This window comes from Arthrobacter sp. RT-1 (genome assembly GCF_003367205.1).
GTDB lineage: Bacteria > Actinomycetota > Actinomycetes > Actinomycetales > Micrococcaceae > Arthrobacter.
In genome coordinates this window covers 93,061-107,364 of the sequence record NZ_QRGQ01000009.1, presented here as the reverse complement: position 1 = coordinate 107,364, position 14,304 = coordinate 93,061, and the positions used below count along the sequence as shown (strand labels likewise).

The 14,304-nt window shown below is 66.8% G+C and carries 13 protein-coding genes; 9 read left to right on the top strand and 4 right to left on the bottom strand.

Translation table 11 applies throughout. The features are described from left to right. Window positions 1–207 precede the first annotated feature (207 nt). The 3 genes from DXK94_RS09940 to DXK94_RS09930 all read left to right on the top strand — a co-directional run bounded on the left by DXK94_RS09940 (window position 208) and on the right by DXK94_RS09930 (window position 1,516). Window positions 208–558 (top strand): DUF4244 domain-containing protein, encoded by a 351-nt coding sequence (locus DXK94_RS09940; protein WP_115524839.1) that lies wholly within the window; start codon window positions 208–210, stop codon window positions 556–558. Further along, the gene (locus DXK94_RS09935) at window positions 555–1,067 is read left to right on the top strand and encodes a TadE family type IV pilus minor pilin (protein ID WP_395928825.1); all 513 of its coding nucleotides are present in this window, start codon (window positions 555–557) and stop codon (window positions 1,065–1,067) included. Before DXK94_RS09940 ends, DXK94_RS09935 begins: the two co-directional genes overlap by 4 nt. Window positions 1,068–1,132: 65 nt before the next feature. Then, window positions 1,133–1,516 carry an Rv3654c family TadE-like protein gene (locus DXK94_RS09930; protein ID WP_258868510.1) on the top strand — a complete coding sequence of 128 codons (384 nt, stop codon included), beginning with the start codon at window positions 1,133–1,135 and terminating at the stop codon, window positions 1,514–1,516. Window positions 1,517–1,635: 119 nt separating this feature from the next. Here DXK94_RS09930 and DXK94_RS09925 read toward each other — a convergent pair whose 3' ends face one another. After that, complete coding sequence (locus DXK94_RS09925) at window positions 1,636–4,023, bottom strand: DEAD/DEAH box helicase (RefSeq protein WP_115524838.1); 2,388 nt, start codon at window positions 4,021–4,023, stop codon at window positions 1,636–1,638. 88 nt (window positions 4,024–4,111) lie between these two features. Beyond that, window positions 4,112–4,804: a GNAT family N-acetyltransferase gene (locus DXK94_RS09920; RefSeq protein WP_115524837.1), complete on the bottom strand. Its 693-nt coding sequence runs from the start codon at window positions 4,802–4,804 to the stop codon at window positions 4,112–4,114. A 116-nt stretch (window positions 4,805–4,920) separates the two neighbouring features. Here DXK94_RS09920 and DXK94_RS09915 point away from each other — a divergent pair, with 116 nt between their 5' ends. After that, window positions 4,921–5,814, top strand: coding sequence for a rhodanese-related sulfurtransferase (locus DXK94_RS09915; protein ID WP_115524836.1), 894 nt, complete (start codon window positions 4,921–4,923; stop codon window positions 5,812–5,814). A gap of 30 nt (window positions 5,815–5,844) precedes the next feature. Here the strand turns inward: DXK94_RS09915 and DXK94_RS09910 are convergent, their stop codons facing one another. Further along, window positions 5,845–6,408, bottom strand: a complete 564-nt coding sequence (locus DXK94_RS09910) for a hypothetical protein (protein ID WP_079597553.1) — start codon at window positions 6,406–6,408, stop codon at window positions 5,845–5,847. Between the two features lie 50 nt (window positions 6,409–6,458). Beyond that, window positions 6,459–6,917 carry a hypothetical protein gene (locus DXK94_RS09905; RefSeq protein ID WP_079597552.1) on the bottom strand — a complete coding sequence of 153 codons (459 nt, stop codon included), beginning with the start codon at window positions 6,915–6,917 and terminating at the stop codon, window positions 6,459–6,461. Window positions 6,918–7,006: 89 nt separating this feature from the next. Here DXK94_RS09905 and DXK94_RS09900 point away from each other — a divergent pair, with 89 nt between their 5' ends. From DXK94_RS09900 to proC, 5 genes are all read left to right on the top strand, one after another. Next, the gene (locus tag DXK94_RS09900; protein WP_115524835.1) at window positions 7,007–8,671 is read left to right on the top strand and encodes a methyltransferase; all 1,665 of its coding nucleotides are present in this window, start codon (window positions 7,007–7,009) and stop codon (window positions 8,669–8,671) included. 123 nt (window positions 8,672–8,794) lie between these two features. After that, the gene (topA, locus tag DXK94_RS09895) at window positions 8,795–11,521 is read left to right on the top strand and encodes a type I DNA topoisomerase (RefSeq protein WP_115524834.1); all 2,727 of its coding nucleotides are present in this window, start codon (window positions 8,795–8,797) and stop codon (window positions 11,519–11,521) included. A 94-nt stretch (window positions 11,522–11,615) separates the two neighbouring features. Continuing rightward, window positions 11,616–12,068: an SseB family protein gene (locus DXK94_RS09890; RefSeq protein ID WP_079597549.1), complete on the top strand. Its 453-nt coding sequence runs from the start codon at window positions 11,616–11,618 to the stop codon at window positions 12,066–12,068. Between the two features lie 80 nt (window positions 12,069–12,148). Then, the gene (locus DXK94_RS09885; RefSeq protein ID WP_115524833.1) at window positions 12,149–13,138 is read left to right on the top strand and encodes a Ppx/GppA phosphatase family protein; all 990 of its coding nucleotides are present in this window, start codon (window positions 12,149–12,151) and stop codon (window positions 13,136–13,138) included. Between the two features lie 304 nt (window positions 13,139–13,442). Further along, window positions 13,443–14,276, top strand: a complete 834-nt coding sequence (gene proC, locus DXK94_RS09880; RefSeq protein ID WP_115524832.1) for a pyrroline-5-carboxylate reductase — start codon at window positions 13,443–13,445, stop codon at window positions 14,274–14,276. The last annotated feature ends 28 nt before the right edge of the window (window positions 14,277–14,304 follow it).

Genomic DNA, 14,304 nt, shown 5'->3' with positions numbered 1-14,304 from the left:
TCCTGAGCTTCCTTCCGGTTCCTAAACGCGGGCCCCGCCCATCCCTGCCCGCTGTCCGGTCTTGTCCTCCACACCAGCTTGTCCTCCACACCAGCGCAGCGGCCGGGCTTATCCACTTAGCGCAGCAGGAGCCTTACCGCGCCAGTGGGGGACCGGAAGAGTCGGTACAGCCGGCAACACCACCGGCCCCAGGAAAGGAAACACCACATGTCCATGAACCACCACCGGCGCTACTTTGCCGGATCTGCCGTTCCCGCCGCTTCCAGGCCTGCTCCCAGGGGACACAGCGGCAGCCGTAGCCGCAGCACAGGGCCGGGCCGGGGGGAGAGCACCTTGCCGGCCAACGTCGTGGAGCTTTACCCGGGCGCAAGCCTGGCACCGAGCAGCGGCCGCGCCGTGCGCCTGATGGGCTCCGAAGCAGGCATGGCTACAGCGGAATACGCAATCGCCACGCTCGCGGCCGTGGGCCTGGCCGGGCTCCTGGTCTTCATCCTCCGAAGCGACGAGGTCCGCGGCTTCCTGCTGACACTCATCCGTACAGCCCTGGCGCTGCCGTGACCATTGCGCCCGTGCCACTGCGGGGCCGGAAGCTCCTCATGAGCCGCGGAAGCCGGGGAATCCCCACAGCTGTGATGTCCGGCGGAAGGAACGCTGATGATTCCCGCGGCGCGGTAACCGCCGAGTTTGCTGTCGTTCTACCCGCCGTCGTTGCTCTGCTGGCCATGCTCCTGACAGGTGCCGCTGCAGGCGTCACCCAGCTGCGGATTGAGGAGGGGGCACGAGCCGGCGCCCGCGCCCTCGCCAGGGGTGAGGATCCTGCCGCTGTCGAAAGGACAGTCCGGACCTTGGCCGGCGGCACGGCATCGGCCTCGATCGCGGCCGAGGGCGGCTGGTTCAGCATCACGGTTACCGACCGGGTGGGTGGGCCCTTGGGTTCCTCGATTCCGTGGACCCTTACCGCCCGCGCTTCCACCCGGAGCGAGACCGCTACCGCGCTCCAGCCCGCCGTGCTTGAGGTCGACGTGCTCCGGGCCGGCGTGGCCGCTGATCGCGAGGATGGGACGTGACCGGTGGATGCCTGGCCTATGTTCCATTGCCTGATTGGAGAACGAGCCGGAGCAGGAGGGCTGCCGTGCGGAGCGGGGTGCACGAGTCGTGGGCCGGGTTGGAGGAGGATTCCGGTGAAAGGGGTTCCGGAACTGTCCTGGCCGCGGGCCTGGCACTGGTGGTCATGCTGGTGATGGCCATGATGCTGCTCCTGGCCCAGTCTGCAGTGCTGGCCAGTCGGGCAGCTTCGGCCGCTGACCTCGCCGCCCTTGCCGGAGCTGATGCGCTGCGGGGCATCACCGACGGTGAACCCTGCACGGTGGCAGCTGAGGTGGCTGCCCGGCACGCGGCCGCCGTCCTCAGCTGCGCGGAAGGCGCAGGACAGATCCTCGAGGTCAGGACAGAGCTGAGGGAGCGGTCCATGCTGGGCCCGGCAAGCGGCCATGCCCAGGCCGGACCGCCGCCCTAGCATCCGCCCGTCCTAGCCATGAACCTCTCTTGGCCGGACACTCCACCTTGGCGGGCTCCCCACCTTGGCGGGCACCCAATCCTGGCCTGACGGGTCGCCACCGGCCAAACACTCTGTCCCTAGGCGGGCCGGATGCCGGCGCTTGGTTCGGCGGCTGCGGTCTTTTCGGTCGCGTCCTTCAACAGGACGTCCAGGAGGGTCACGGCAGCGTCCTTGTCCAGCGGGTTGTTCTTGTTCCCGCATTTGGGGGACTGCACGCAGGACGGGCAGCCGGATTCGCACTCACAGGCCTTGATGGCGTCCCGGGTGGCAGCCAGCCACACCTTCGCCTTATCGAAACCCCGTTCAGCAAACCCCGCGCCGCCGGGGTGCCCGTCATACACAAAGATGGTGGGCACTCCGGTGTCGGCGTGCAGGGCTGTCGAGACACCGCCGATGTCCCACCGGTCGCTGGATGCCACCAGGGGGAGGAGCCCGATTGCCGCATGTTCGGCCGCGTGCAGGGCACCGGGAAACTGGGCTTCGATAAGGCCGGCTGCCGTAAGGGACCGGTTGTCCACCACAAACCACACCGCCTTGGTGAACAGTTCCCGGGCACCGAGCTCCAATGGTTCCTCGCCCAGGATTTCGTTGGAGATCAGTGCCTTGCGCTGGAACGAGATCACCTGGGTGGTCACCTTCACGTCCCCGAAGTGGACTGTTATGTCGCCCCACTGCATGGTGCGCTGGGTTTCCAGGACCTCGATCTGGGTAACGTCCCGCGCGGTGGTGTAGTAGTCGGGGTTGGCCCTGCGCACCACCACGCAGTGGTCGTCCTCGTTAAGGTCCTCCACCACATAGCTGTCGCCCTGGTGGATGTACACCGCGCCGTTGTGCGCCTGGTAGTGGGTCTGCGGCGAGTCCATGGTGCCGAGGAGGGAGCCCGTCTCCGCGTCGACAATGCTGACGGGACCGCCGCCGTCGGCCCGCAGGTTGACCATGGCCGCGGCGCTCTGGGAATGCGTCCAGAACCACCCGGCAGGCCGCCGTCGAAGGTAGCCCTGTGCCACCAGCTTGTCCAGGAGCCCTTCCGCCGTATTGCCGAAGAGGTCCAGCTCGCCCGGGCCCAGCGGTAGTTCCGCGGCGGCGGCGCACAGGTGTGGACCCAGCACGTAGGGGTTGGAGGGGTCGAAAACGGTAGCTTCAACGGACACGTCGAAGATCGCCTCCGGATGGTTCACCAGGAACGTGTCCAGGGGGTCGTCGCTGGCAACGAATGCGGCGATGGCCTCCTGCCCGGCCCTGCCGGCCCGCCCGATCTGCTGGAAAAGGGAAGCCCGGGTTCCGGGCCACCCTGCGACCAGGACGGCATCCAGTCCGGAGATGTCGATTCCCAGCTCCAGCGCGGAGGTGCTGGAGACTCCCAGGAGCCGGCCGGACCGCAGGGCTTTCTCCACCGCACGGCGCTCCTCCGGGAGGTAACCGGACCGGTAGGCGGCCACCCGCTGCGGCAGGCTCGGGTCCACCTCGTCCAGCAGGCGCTTGGTGATGGAGGAGATGGTTTCGGCCCCGCGGCGCGATTTGATGAAGGCAATCGTGCGGACCTGGGCGGACACCAGGTTGGCCAGCAGGTCAGCTGTTTCGGCCACCGCCGTGCGCCGTTCCTTGGCACCGTTTTCGCCCCGGACCTCGGTGAGGGCAGGTTCCCAGAATGCCACCGTGGTGGCACCGTGCGGCGAACAGTCCCGGGAGACCGCCCTGACCGGTGCGCCGATCAGCCTGGAGAACGAGGCATCGGGATCGGAGGCGGTGGCTGACGCGGCAATAAACACGGGTTCGGGGAAGGACGAGCCGGCTCCGTAGTAGGCACAGATGCGCCGCAGCCGCCGCATGAGGTTGGCCACGTGGGAGCCGAACACGCCGCGATAGCTGTGGGCTTCGTCCACGATCACATAGCGGAGGCGGCGGAAGAACCCGGCCCACCAGGCGTGGTTGGGGAGGATGCCGAAGTGCAGCATGTCGGGGTTGGCCAAGATGAAGTTGGCGTGGTCCCGGATCCAGCGCCGGGAGGCAGGGTCCGTGTCGCCGTCGTACGTTTCCGCCCTCACCGTGGGCAGTTTCAGAGCCCGGATCGCGTTCAGCTGGTCGGCGGCCAGCGCCTTGGTGGGGGAGAGATAGAGGGTGACTGCACCGTCGTCGTGAATCTTGCCGGGGTCGGCGAGGACGCGCAGTTCCGAGCGGTGGATGGCATCCAGCGCAGGCAGCTGGTAGGCCAGCGACTTTCCGGACGCCGTTCCCGTGGCCACCACCACGTGTTCGCCGCCGTGGGCGATGTTCGCCGCTTCCACCTGGTGCCGGTACGGCTCCTGGATGCCCAGCGAGCCGTACGCCGCGGCCACATCAGGGTGCAGCCAGTCCGGCCACGGCTCGTACAGGGCGGCGCGGGCCGGGATGGTGCGGACATGACGGAGCTGTTCCGGATCCGGGCCGCGGCCCAGCAGGGGAATCAGGGAGTCATGGGGGTTCACCCCAACATTGTTTCACCCGTCACGGAGCCAGCCGGCCCGGTTCGCCCAAGGGGTAACCGGACCGGCGGGATCTGCCGAAGAAGGAGGGTCAGCTCAGGGAAAGGTCGGAACCGTCATGGGATGCCGACAGCATCAGGACCCGCGAGACAGTGCTCCAGCCCAGATGGGAATACAGCTTTTGGCCGTCAATGGACGCCAGCAGCAACCCGGTCTCCACGTCGTGTTCGAAGGCCTGGGCAGCGAGGGCCCGCATGATGAAACTGCCCAGTCCGCGGCGCTGGAATCCCGGTTCGGTGATGATCTTGTCGAACACGGCGGTATCGCCCACCACGAACACCCGGCCGCTCGCAGCCACAGTGTCGCCGGAGCGCACTTCCGCGTAGTGGACGTGGTTGTGCTCGGACAGGTACAGCTTCAGGTCGTCGTCCGAAAGCCACGGGTCCTCGGCGTCCTGCGTTTCCATGTCCACGATCATCATGGTTTGCGAATCTGAGGTGACGTTCAGCCCGTGCTGGCGGGCCAGCCCCGCGTAGCGCTCGACGTCGTTGGTGAGGATGGTCAGCACCCGGGCGGGGACCTCGGCGGTCTTGGCCGCCAAGGCCGCGAACTCTTCCGGGGTTGGGTCGGAGGCGAAAAATTCCCATTCCCCGCTGGTGTCGGCCCGGAGCGCAGCGGGGAAGCGGCCCTCGGTGGACGTCTGGTATCCGCGGCAGCCGGCCCAGCCGGCCACCCACACTTCAAGAAGGCCTGTGATGTCTTCAATCATGGTTTCCGGGCTCATGACTGAACACTAATCCAGCCCGATCGCCAGCAACAGTGGGCGGCGGAGTGCTTATGCAATCGTGATGCAGGAGGCGCCGATCCGGTCCAGGAACCCCAGCCGGTACCCTTAAATACGTGGCTTTGAACCGAATTGTCCTTTTTTACGGCTTTACCCCCATCGCGGACCCGGACGCGGTGCGTCTCTGGCAGCGTGCCCTCTGCGAAAAGCTGGGCCTCACCGGCCGCATCATCATCTCCAAGGACGGCATCAACGCCACCGTAGGCGGCGAAATTGGTGCCGTGAAGCAGTACGTCAAGACCACCCGGGAGTACAAGGGCTTCCACGGCATCGACGTTAAATGGTCCGACGGCGGCGCGGACGACTTCCCCAGGCTCAGCGTCAAGGTGCGCGACGAGATCGTCTCCTTCGGAGCTCCCGGCGAGCTCACGGTGGACGCCAACGGTGTTGTGGGCGGCGGCAAGCACCTGAAGCCGGAAGAGCTGCACGAGCTGGTGGACGCGAAGAAACAGAGCGGGGAAGAGGTGGTCTTCTTCGACGGGCGGAACGCGTTCGAAGCCCAGATCGGCCGGTTCAAGGACGCGGTGGTCCCGGATGTCGCCACCACCCACGACTTCATCAAGGAGCTCGAGTCCGGCAAGTACGACGAACTCAAGGACAAACCCGTGGTCACGTACTGCACGGGCGGGATCCGCTGCGAGGTGCTCTCAAGCCTCATGGTGAACCGCGGCTTTAAAGAGGTCTACCAGCTGGACGGCGGCATTGTCCGGTACGGCGAAACCTTCAAGGACCAGGGCCTCTGGGAAGGCTCCCTCTACGTCTTCGACAAGCGCATGCACCTGGAGTTCAGCGAGGACGCCAAGACCATCGGCGAATGCACCCGCTGCTCAGCACCCACCAGTAAGTTCGAAAACTGCTCCAACCCCAGCTGCCGCACCCTCACGCTCTACTGCGCCGAGTGCGCCGCCAGTCCGGAAACGCTGCGGTGTCCCGAGGGCTGCGCCGCCTGAACACCCCTGGAGCTGCCGCCCGGCGCGCGATCAAAGGCGCCGCACGCGGTAGGCAAAGTTGGCTCCGGTTCGAGCCTCAACGGTGATGGTCAGGGCCGTCTCCGCGGAGAGGTAGATGACGTTTTCGCGGTTGACCCCGCACCTGAGGCCAAGATCCACCAGCGTGAGCGCATCACTGCGGACGGTAAACGTCACCCGCCGCTGGCTCCGGCAGGCAAGGGCCAGTGCATAGGTGCCGGTTCCGAGGACCGGCGTGGCTTCGGTCCGCACCTCCCCGGCGCCCAGCAGCCCGGCCCCCGCGTGGACCACCGTCTGCGGGGTGTCGGGGAGGGTCTCTGAGATCCATCCCTCCAGCTCGGCTTCGGACACGGGATCCCGCCGCAGCGGGTCACGAGTGAACACCGGACCCGGGAGCGGTGTCGCCTCCGCCGGGGCGGACCAGTCCCGGCCGTCGTCGTACGTATATTCGCAGCCGCTTAGCGTTCCCGCTGCCAGCACGATGCCCAGGACGACGGCGGCCGCCGGCTTCCGTGCCAGCGGCGCCCGTGCTGTCCGTACGGGACGGGGCGCGGAGGCTTTCCGCACGCTGGGCATAATCCGACTTTATGCCTGCCGGCGCCGGCGGGCCATAGCCCCACCGCTCCCTATTCGGCAGGCACCAGGTGGTAGGCGTAGATCAGCGGAGCGTCCACGCTGGAGGTGCTGATGTTCAGGGTGCCTGCCTCAGGCAGTGTGATCCGGGTTGTTTCCTTGCTGCCGTTGCAGGCCGCGCCGTGGTCCACCAGCTGGGCGCCGTTCAGCGATACCGCAAAAAAGGCCTTGCCGCCGCCTTCGCAGGTGGCTGTCAGCGTGTAGCGGCCTGCGGGAACGTTGGCCGCTTCCTCAATGATGCGGTCCCGGTTAAGGATCTTGCCGGCGTCCGCCAGGACCGTTCCCGAAGCCGTGGGCAGCGCGGTGGCCCGCCACTGCGGAACGTCCGCGTTCTCGATGGACACCAGGGGTGCGCAGGCGGCCAATGCAAGGGCCGCGGCCACCGGGGCGCTGAATGTCAGCACGGCGGTTCCGCGGCGGGCGCGCGGAAGGAAGGAAAGTCGGGAAGGCATGCTTCCACGCTACCGCCTGGGCGGGACCAGGCTGCACTGCCGGCTGGCGCAGCCCCGGGCGGCACATCCCGCCGGACTAAACTTGTCCGGTGCCTAGATCCCATTACGAGTTCACCGCCGGCAACACGCCCGACGCCCCGCGCAGCGACCTTCCCGAACTGCTCACGGCGCTCGCCGCTGACCTGCGCCGGCTTGGCTACACGCTCGACGGCGTCGCCCGGCTGCTCGGGCCCTCCGCGTCGGCTGCGTTGAACCGGGACCAGATCATCCCTGCCCTGCTCGCTGCCGAGCGCGCCGTCCGGGAGGACGAGGGCGCAGCGGCGCTTGCCGCCGTCGTCCGTCTGTGGCTCCTGGCCGAACCCCAGGAACGGGAAACGCTCGACGCCGCCCTGCCGGGCATCCGCGCCGAGGGCCTGCTGGAGCTGGGGCTGCTGCAGCCCGTTCCCGGCTCGGGACGGCTGGCCGCCAAGGCGGACCTGCGGCCCTACGGCTGGGATGCGAACGAGGACGGCAGCGGCGGGGCCGAACTGTGGGTGGCCAGCGACCTTGCGGCCCACCAGCAGCCGGGCGTGCTGCGGCATGACCACGTCCTGGGCATCGGCCAGGCGTCCACCACACTGGTGCAGACCACCATCCGGCGGCACACGGAGCGGGCGCTGGACCTCGGTACGGGCTGCGGGATCCAGTCGTTCCACCTCCTCCACCACTGCGAGCACGTGACGGCAACCGACATTTCCGAACGGGCCCTGGCCTTCACGCGCTTCAACATCCTGCTCAACGCCGAGGCCCTCTCTGTTGACCCGGCGCGGCTGGAGAAGCGGGTGAGCCTCCGGCTCGGGTCGCTCCTGGATCCGGTGGCGGGTGAGGAATTCGGCCTGGTGGTATCCAACCCGCCCTTTGTCATCACCCCGCGGCGTCCGGGGGAGGAAGCCGCGGAGCAGTTCACCTACCGGGACGGCGGGATGCCGGGCGACGAGATCGTCTCCTCGCTGGTCAGGGCACTGCCGGACGTGCTCGCCCCCGGCGGCACGGCGCAAATGCTGGGCAACTGGGAAGTACCGGCCGGCGCCGAGTGGCAGGAGCGGCCGCAAAGCTGGGCCGGTCCGGACGTGGACGCCTGGTTCATCCAGCGGGAACAGGTCAGCCCGGAACAGTACGCCGAGACGTGGCTGCAGGACGCGTCGGAAGGCCGGGACCGGCAGCATTACCGCGATGCCTATGAGGCCTACCTCGCCGACTTTGAATCCCGGCAGGTGGAGGGGATCGGCTTCGGCATGGTCTGGCTGCGGCGTCCCGTTACTGGCGGGCAGGTCGCGGTCAGCCGGTTCGAGGAAATCACCTACCCCATCGAGCAGCCCATCGGCCCCCACCTGGGCGCCGCCGTCGAACGCAGCGACTGGCTGGCGGCCAACGACATTGAGGACGCGCACCTGCTGGTGGCGGATGACGTCACGGAGGAGCGGCACCAGCGGCCGGGCGCGGAGCACCCGGGCGTCATCCTGCTCCGCCAAGGGGCAGGGCTGCGCCGCACCAACCTGCTCAGTACGGAACTGGCCGGCTTTGTATCGGCGTGCGACGGCGACCTGTCCGCCGGGCAGATCGCCGGTGCGCTGGAGGCCCTGCTGGGCGGCAGTATGGGTGCCGTCGAAGATGGCCCGGACGGCGGTTTTGACGCCGGTACCTTCCGGGGCGCGCTGCTTGCCGATGTGGAAAACCTGGTCCGTGACGGCTTCCTTATTCCTGCTGCCGATTAGGCGTCCGCGGCGTCTGCCTGCAGCCCCCGGTTTTCCACAGGAATGCGCACAATTCTCCAAAATATGGTGAACTAGGCCAATATGGGCTCATCTGCCCCAGCAACCTTTTTCTGTAGGAGCACCGTGCCAAGCAAGGCCAAAACCGGCAAGAAACTCGTGATTGTGGAGTCTCCGGCCAAGAGCAAGACCATCGCCAAGTACCTCGGCGAGGGCTTCATCGTTGAGGCCTCCATTGGTCACATCCGCGACCTGCCGCAGCCGTCCGAGCTCCCCGCAGAGCTGAAGAAAACCTCGGTGGGCAAGTTCGCCGTGGACATCGAGCACGACTTCAAGCCGTACTACGTGGTGTCCGCGGACAAAAAGAAAAAGGTGACCGAGCTCAAGGCGGCGCTCAAAGACGCCGACGAACTTTACCTCGCAACCGATGGGGACCGCGAGGGCGAAGCCATCGCGTGGCACCTGCTGGAAGTGCTCAAGCCCAAGGTCCCGGTGTACCGGATGACGTTCGGCGAAATCACCAAGGAAGCCATCCAGCGCGCCATGGGCAACCTGCGCGATGTCGATTCGGCGCTGGTGGACGCCCAGGAAACCCGCCGCGTCCTGGACCGCCTGTACGGCTACGAAATCTCCCCGGTCCTGTGGCGCAAGGTGGCGCGCGGCCTGTCCGCCGGCCGTGTGCAGTCCGTTGTCACCCGCATGGTGGTGGACCGGGAACGCGAACGCATGGCGTTCAAGGCGGCGTCCTACTGGGACCTCACCGGCCAGTTCGGCGCGGATTCCGGCTCCTTCAAAGCCAAGCTCGCGGCTGTTGACGGCGCCAAGGTGGCCACCGGCCGCGACTTCAACGACGACGGCGTCCTCACCTCCAAGAACGTGGCGCACCTCAATGAGGAGCTGGCTACGTCGCTGGCAGCAGGGCTGCAGGATGCCTCGTTCACTGTCCGTTCCGTGGACACGAAGCCGTACACCCGCCGCCCGGCCGCGCCGTTCACCACCTCCACACTGCAGCAGGAAGCGGGCCGCAAGCTGCGGTTCTCCTCCAAGAGCACCATGCAGGTTGCCCAGCGGCTGTACGAAAACGGCTACATCACCTATATGCGTACCGACTCGTCCGCGCTGAGCGACGAAGCCGTGACCGCTGCCCGCCGGCAGGCTGCCGAGCTGTACGGCCCCGAGTACGTTCCGCAGTCCCCGCGCGTTTACGCCAACAAGTCCGCCAACGCGCAGGAAGCCCACGAGGCCATCCGTCCCGCCGGTGACTCCTTCCGCACGCCCGCCCAGGTGGCGAAACAGCTCTCGGGCGACGAGTTCCGGCTGTACGAACTGATCTGGAAGCGGACCGTTGCATCCCAGATGGGCGATGCCAAGGGCTCGACGGCGACCATCCGCCTGGGTGCGGTGGCTGCGGACGGGCGGGATGCCGAGTTCTCCGCGTCCGGCACCGTGATCACGTTCCCCGGCTTCCTTGCAGCCTATGAGGAAGGCAAGGACGAGACCCGCGGCGACGACGACTCCGACGAAGCCCGCCGTCTTCCCAACGTTGCCAAGGGCGATGCCCTCAAGGCCTCGGACATCATCGCCGTGGGCCACGAAACCTCGCCGCCGCCGCGGTACACCGAAGCGTCGCTGACGGCGGAGCTGGAGAAGAAGGGCATCGGACGCCCGTCCACCTACGCCTCCACCATCTCCACCATCCAGGACCGCGGTTACGTCCGGAAGCAGGGCTCAGCCCTGGTTCCCAGCTGGATCGCCTTCTCGGTCATCCGCCTGCTGGAGCAGCACTTCAGCGACTACGTGGACTATGAGTTCACCGCGGACATGGAAGGCGACCTGGACAAGATCGCCAACGGCCAGGCCGTTGGCGCCTCCTGGCTTCGGCACTTCTACTTCGGGGAAGACTCCGATCCGGGCCTGCTCAGCATCGTGAACAACCTGGGCGAGATCGACGCCCGGGAAATCAACTCCATCCCCATCACCGACGAGATCACGCTGCGGGTTGGCAAGTTTGGTCCGTACCTGGAAAGTTCCGCTGCCACCGTCGACCCCAAGACCGGGGAAATCGTGGAGTCGGCGCGCGCCAATGTGCCGGAGGACCTGGCACCGGATGAACTGACGGCGGCCAAGGCCATCGAGCTGATGGAGACGGCGGCCCCAGAGGAGAGGGTGCTGGGCACCGACCCGCACACGGGCCACACCGTAGTTGCCAAGAACGGCCGCTACGGGGCCTATGTCACCGAGGTCATCCCCGAGATGACCGAGGAACAGATCGCCAACCAGCCGGTGGAGTACTACAAGAACGGCAAGCCCAAGCCGCCTAAGAAGCCGGTCAAGGCCAAGCCGCGCACCGGCTCGCTCTTCAAGTCCATGACCGTCGAGTCCGTAACCCTCGACGAGGCGCTGCAGCTCATGAGCCTGCCGCGCGTCCTGGGCGAGGACGCCGAAGGGAACCTCATCACCGTGCAGAACGGCCGGTTTGGCCCCTACCTGAAGAAGGGGACGGACTCCCGGTCCATCGGCTCGGAGGAAGAAATCTTCACCATCACGCTGGAGCAGGCCCTCGAGATCTACTCCCAGCCGAAGCAGCGCGGTGCCCGTGCTGCGGTGCCGCCGCTGGCGGAATTCGGCCCCGATCCGGTGTCCGAGAAGAACATCGTGGTGAAGGAAGGCCGGTTCGGCCCGTACATCACCGACGGGATCACCAACATCACCGTTCCGCGCGCCACCTCGCTGGAGGAACTCACCCGCGAACAGGCCGTGGAGCTCCTCGCCGAGAAGCGCGCCAAGGGCCCGGTCAAGCGCACGGCCACCCGCAAGGCGCCGGCCAAAAAGAAGGCAACGGCCAAGAAGTAATCTCTTCCGGTTGCTGAGCTGTTCGAAACCCATGTTTCGAACAGCTCAGCAACCGGCGTTTGCGCGAGGCACCGGAACGTGATCGGGTAGAGGCATGACTGAACAGCCCGGAATTGCCGACCCGACTCCGCTGAACGACCTTGAGGAGAAGCTCGCCAAGGGCGGAGAGCCTGACGCGAGTCCCGTGGACGTCATCCTGTCCTTCCTCAACAGCGAGGTGTACATCGTCAGCTCGGACGGCATCGAGGGCGAGGACTCCCAGGTGGAGCCCCTGGTCCTGGCCAACTCCGACGGCGACCCCGTCCTTGCCGTCTTCTCGCACCCCAGCCGTGTTGACGAGCAGTATCTTGCAGCAGCCCCTAACGTGCTCGGCACCCAGGGCGCAGCGATCATCGCCAACATCGGCGAGGAGCTGGGCATGGTCATCAACCCCGGGGCGGCCTACGGCTTCGAAATCAACCCCGAGGGCGTCGCCAACATCAAGCGCGATTTCAAGCGCGCGGACGAACTCCCCGGCGATGCCCCGACGGACCCGTCCACCAACTGACGCCGCAACAATTGACCTGCTGCACCCGTTGACTGGGTGGCGGTTGGAATCCACCTGCTGCGCCAGTGAATAATGGCAGGATGCGACTAGGCGTCCTCGATATCGGGTCCAACACTGTCCATCTTCTGCTGGTGGATGCCCACCCTGGTGCGCGCCCGGTTCCTTTTGCATCTCACAAGCGGCCCCTGTCCCTGGTCCAGTACTTGGAACCTGACGGCAGCATCAGCGACGCCGGGCAGCACGAACTCACCGAATTCGTGCTGGAAGCGTGGGAGTTCGCGGCCCGGCACAAGGCAGAGGACCTCCTGGCGTTTTGTACGTCGGCCATCCGCGAGGCCACCAACGGTCCCGAGGTCCTGGCCCGCGTCAAGCATGAAACCACCGTGACGCTGCAGGAGCTGACCGGCAGTGAGGAAGCGTCCATGACCTTCTTCGCCGTTCGCCGCTGGCACGGCTGGGGTGCCGGCCCCATCCTGAACCTGGACATTGGCGGCGGTTCCTTCGAGATGGCCTTTGGCCAGGACGAGCTCCCGGAGGTGGCCACGTCAGTGCCCCTGGGCGCCAGCCGGCTCACCCGGGACTGGCTGGCGGAGGACCCTCCCAGCGCAAAGAGCGTGAAGGAACTGCGGCGGTACATCCAGGCCACCCTGAAGCCCGCGGTCCGGGAGTTCGACGGCCTGGGCAGGGCCAACCTGGTGGCCGGAACCTCCAAGACATTCCGGTCCCTGGCCCGGATCGCCGGGGCGGCACCGAGCGCGGGCGGTCCCTACGTCAAGCGGGAACTGCACGCCTCCGACCTTGGGATCTGGGCGCAGCGCATTTCGGCGATGAAAGCTGAAGACCGGCTGCATCTGCCCGGTGTCTCCGAGGCGCGCGCACACCAGCTCCTAGCCGGTGCGCTGGTGGCTGAGGCCGCACTGGAGCTGTTCAAATTCAAGAAGCTCCGCATCTGTCCCTGGGCCCTGCGCGAAGGCCTCATTCTGCGCCGCCTTGACCAGCTGGTCTTCTCCGGGCCTCTTGAACCCGCGCCGCATATCGCCGCCCCGCAGGCCGTGGAGGCACCCGTCTAGGACTGGCCTTTAAAAGCGGAAGCACCGGGGCCGGCAACAGGAAAATGGGGGAAAACCTGTTGCCAGCCGCCGGTGCCCTGGCAGACATCCCCATGCCTGCCGCATCACTCGCACCCTCAATGAGGTAGTAACCACAGTAGGGGCGCAACTTGTGAGGGACCTGCGCTGAACATGTGAGCCAGCTGTGAATCCAGCCAACGCGGGGTCAGACATGGCCCAAAATCGGTCAGGAATTGGGCTTTATCCGACCCCGCGTTGCTGTAAGAAGTCGGCACCCGCCGTGGCTAACTGCAATGATGGAGCCATGAGCAACCGAATCGCATTCCTTGGCTGTGGATCCATGAACGAGGCCATTCTCGGCGGCCTGCTGGAAGCTGGCACGGATCCGGCGGACGTCGTGGCCACGGTCCGGCGCGCCGAGCGTGCCGCCGAACTGGCCGAGCGGTACCACGGCATCACCGCCATCGCAGGCGAGGAGGAACCGGACAACAACAGGCAGGCCACCAAGGGGTCCGCCGTCGTCATTCTTGGCGTCAAGCCGGTGGGCATCGCGGACCTCGCCCGGGAAATCAGCGAGGCTCTCTCGCCGAACACCGTAGTGGTCAGCGTGGCCGCCGCCGTGTCGATCGCCCAGCTCGAAGCCGCGCTTCCCGCCGGGCAGCCGGTCATCCGGACCATGCCCAACACACCGGCCAAACTGGGCCGCGGCGTGGTGTCCGTTTCGCCCGGCACCAACTGCACCCCTGAACAGCTCCAGCAGGTCAAGGACATCCTGCAGGGCGCAGGAACAGTCGTCGAAGTACCCGAGGAACAGGTGGACGCGCTCTCGGCCATCAGCGGCTCGGGACCCGCCTACGCGTTCTACCTCGCGGAAGCAATGGCCGCCGCGGGGGTGGAACTGGGCCTGGACCATGAACTGTCCCTGCTCCTGGCCCGCGAAACCGTAGCCGGCGCCGGGCTCATGCTCGCCGAACCCGGTGCCGACCCGTCAGCACTGCGGAAGGCGGTCACCAGCCCGAACGGCACCACGGAACGCGCCATCGCCACCTTTGATGAGCAGGGCATTCCGTCCATCATCGCCGCCGGGGCCAAGGCCGCAGCGGACAGGGCAGCGGAGATCACTAAACAGCTCGGCTAATTGGGCCGACGGCCGCAAGGTTCCCTGG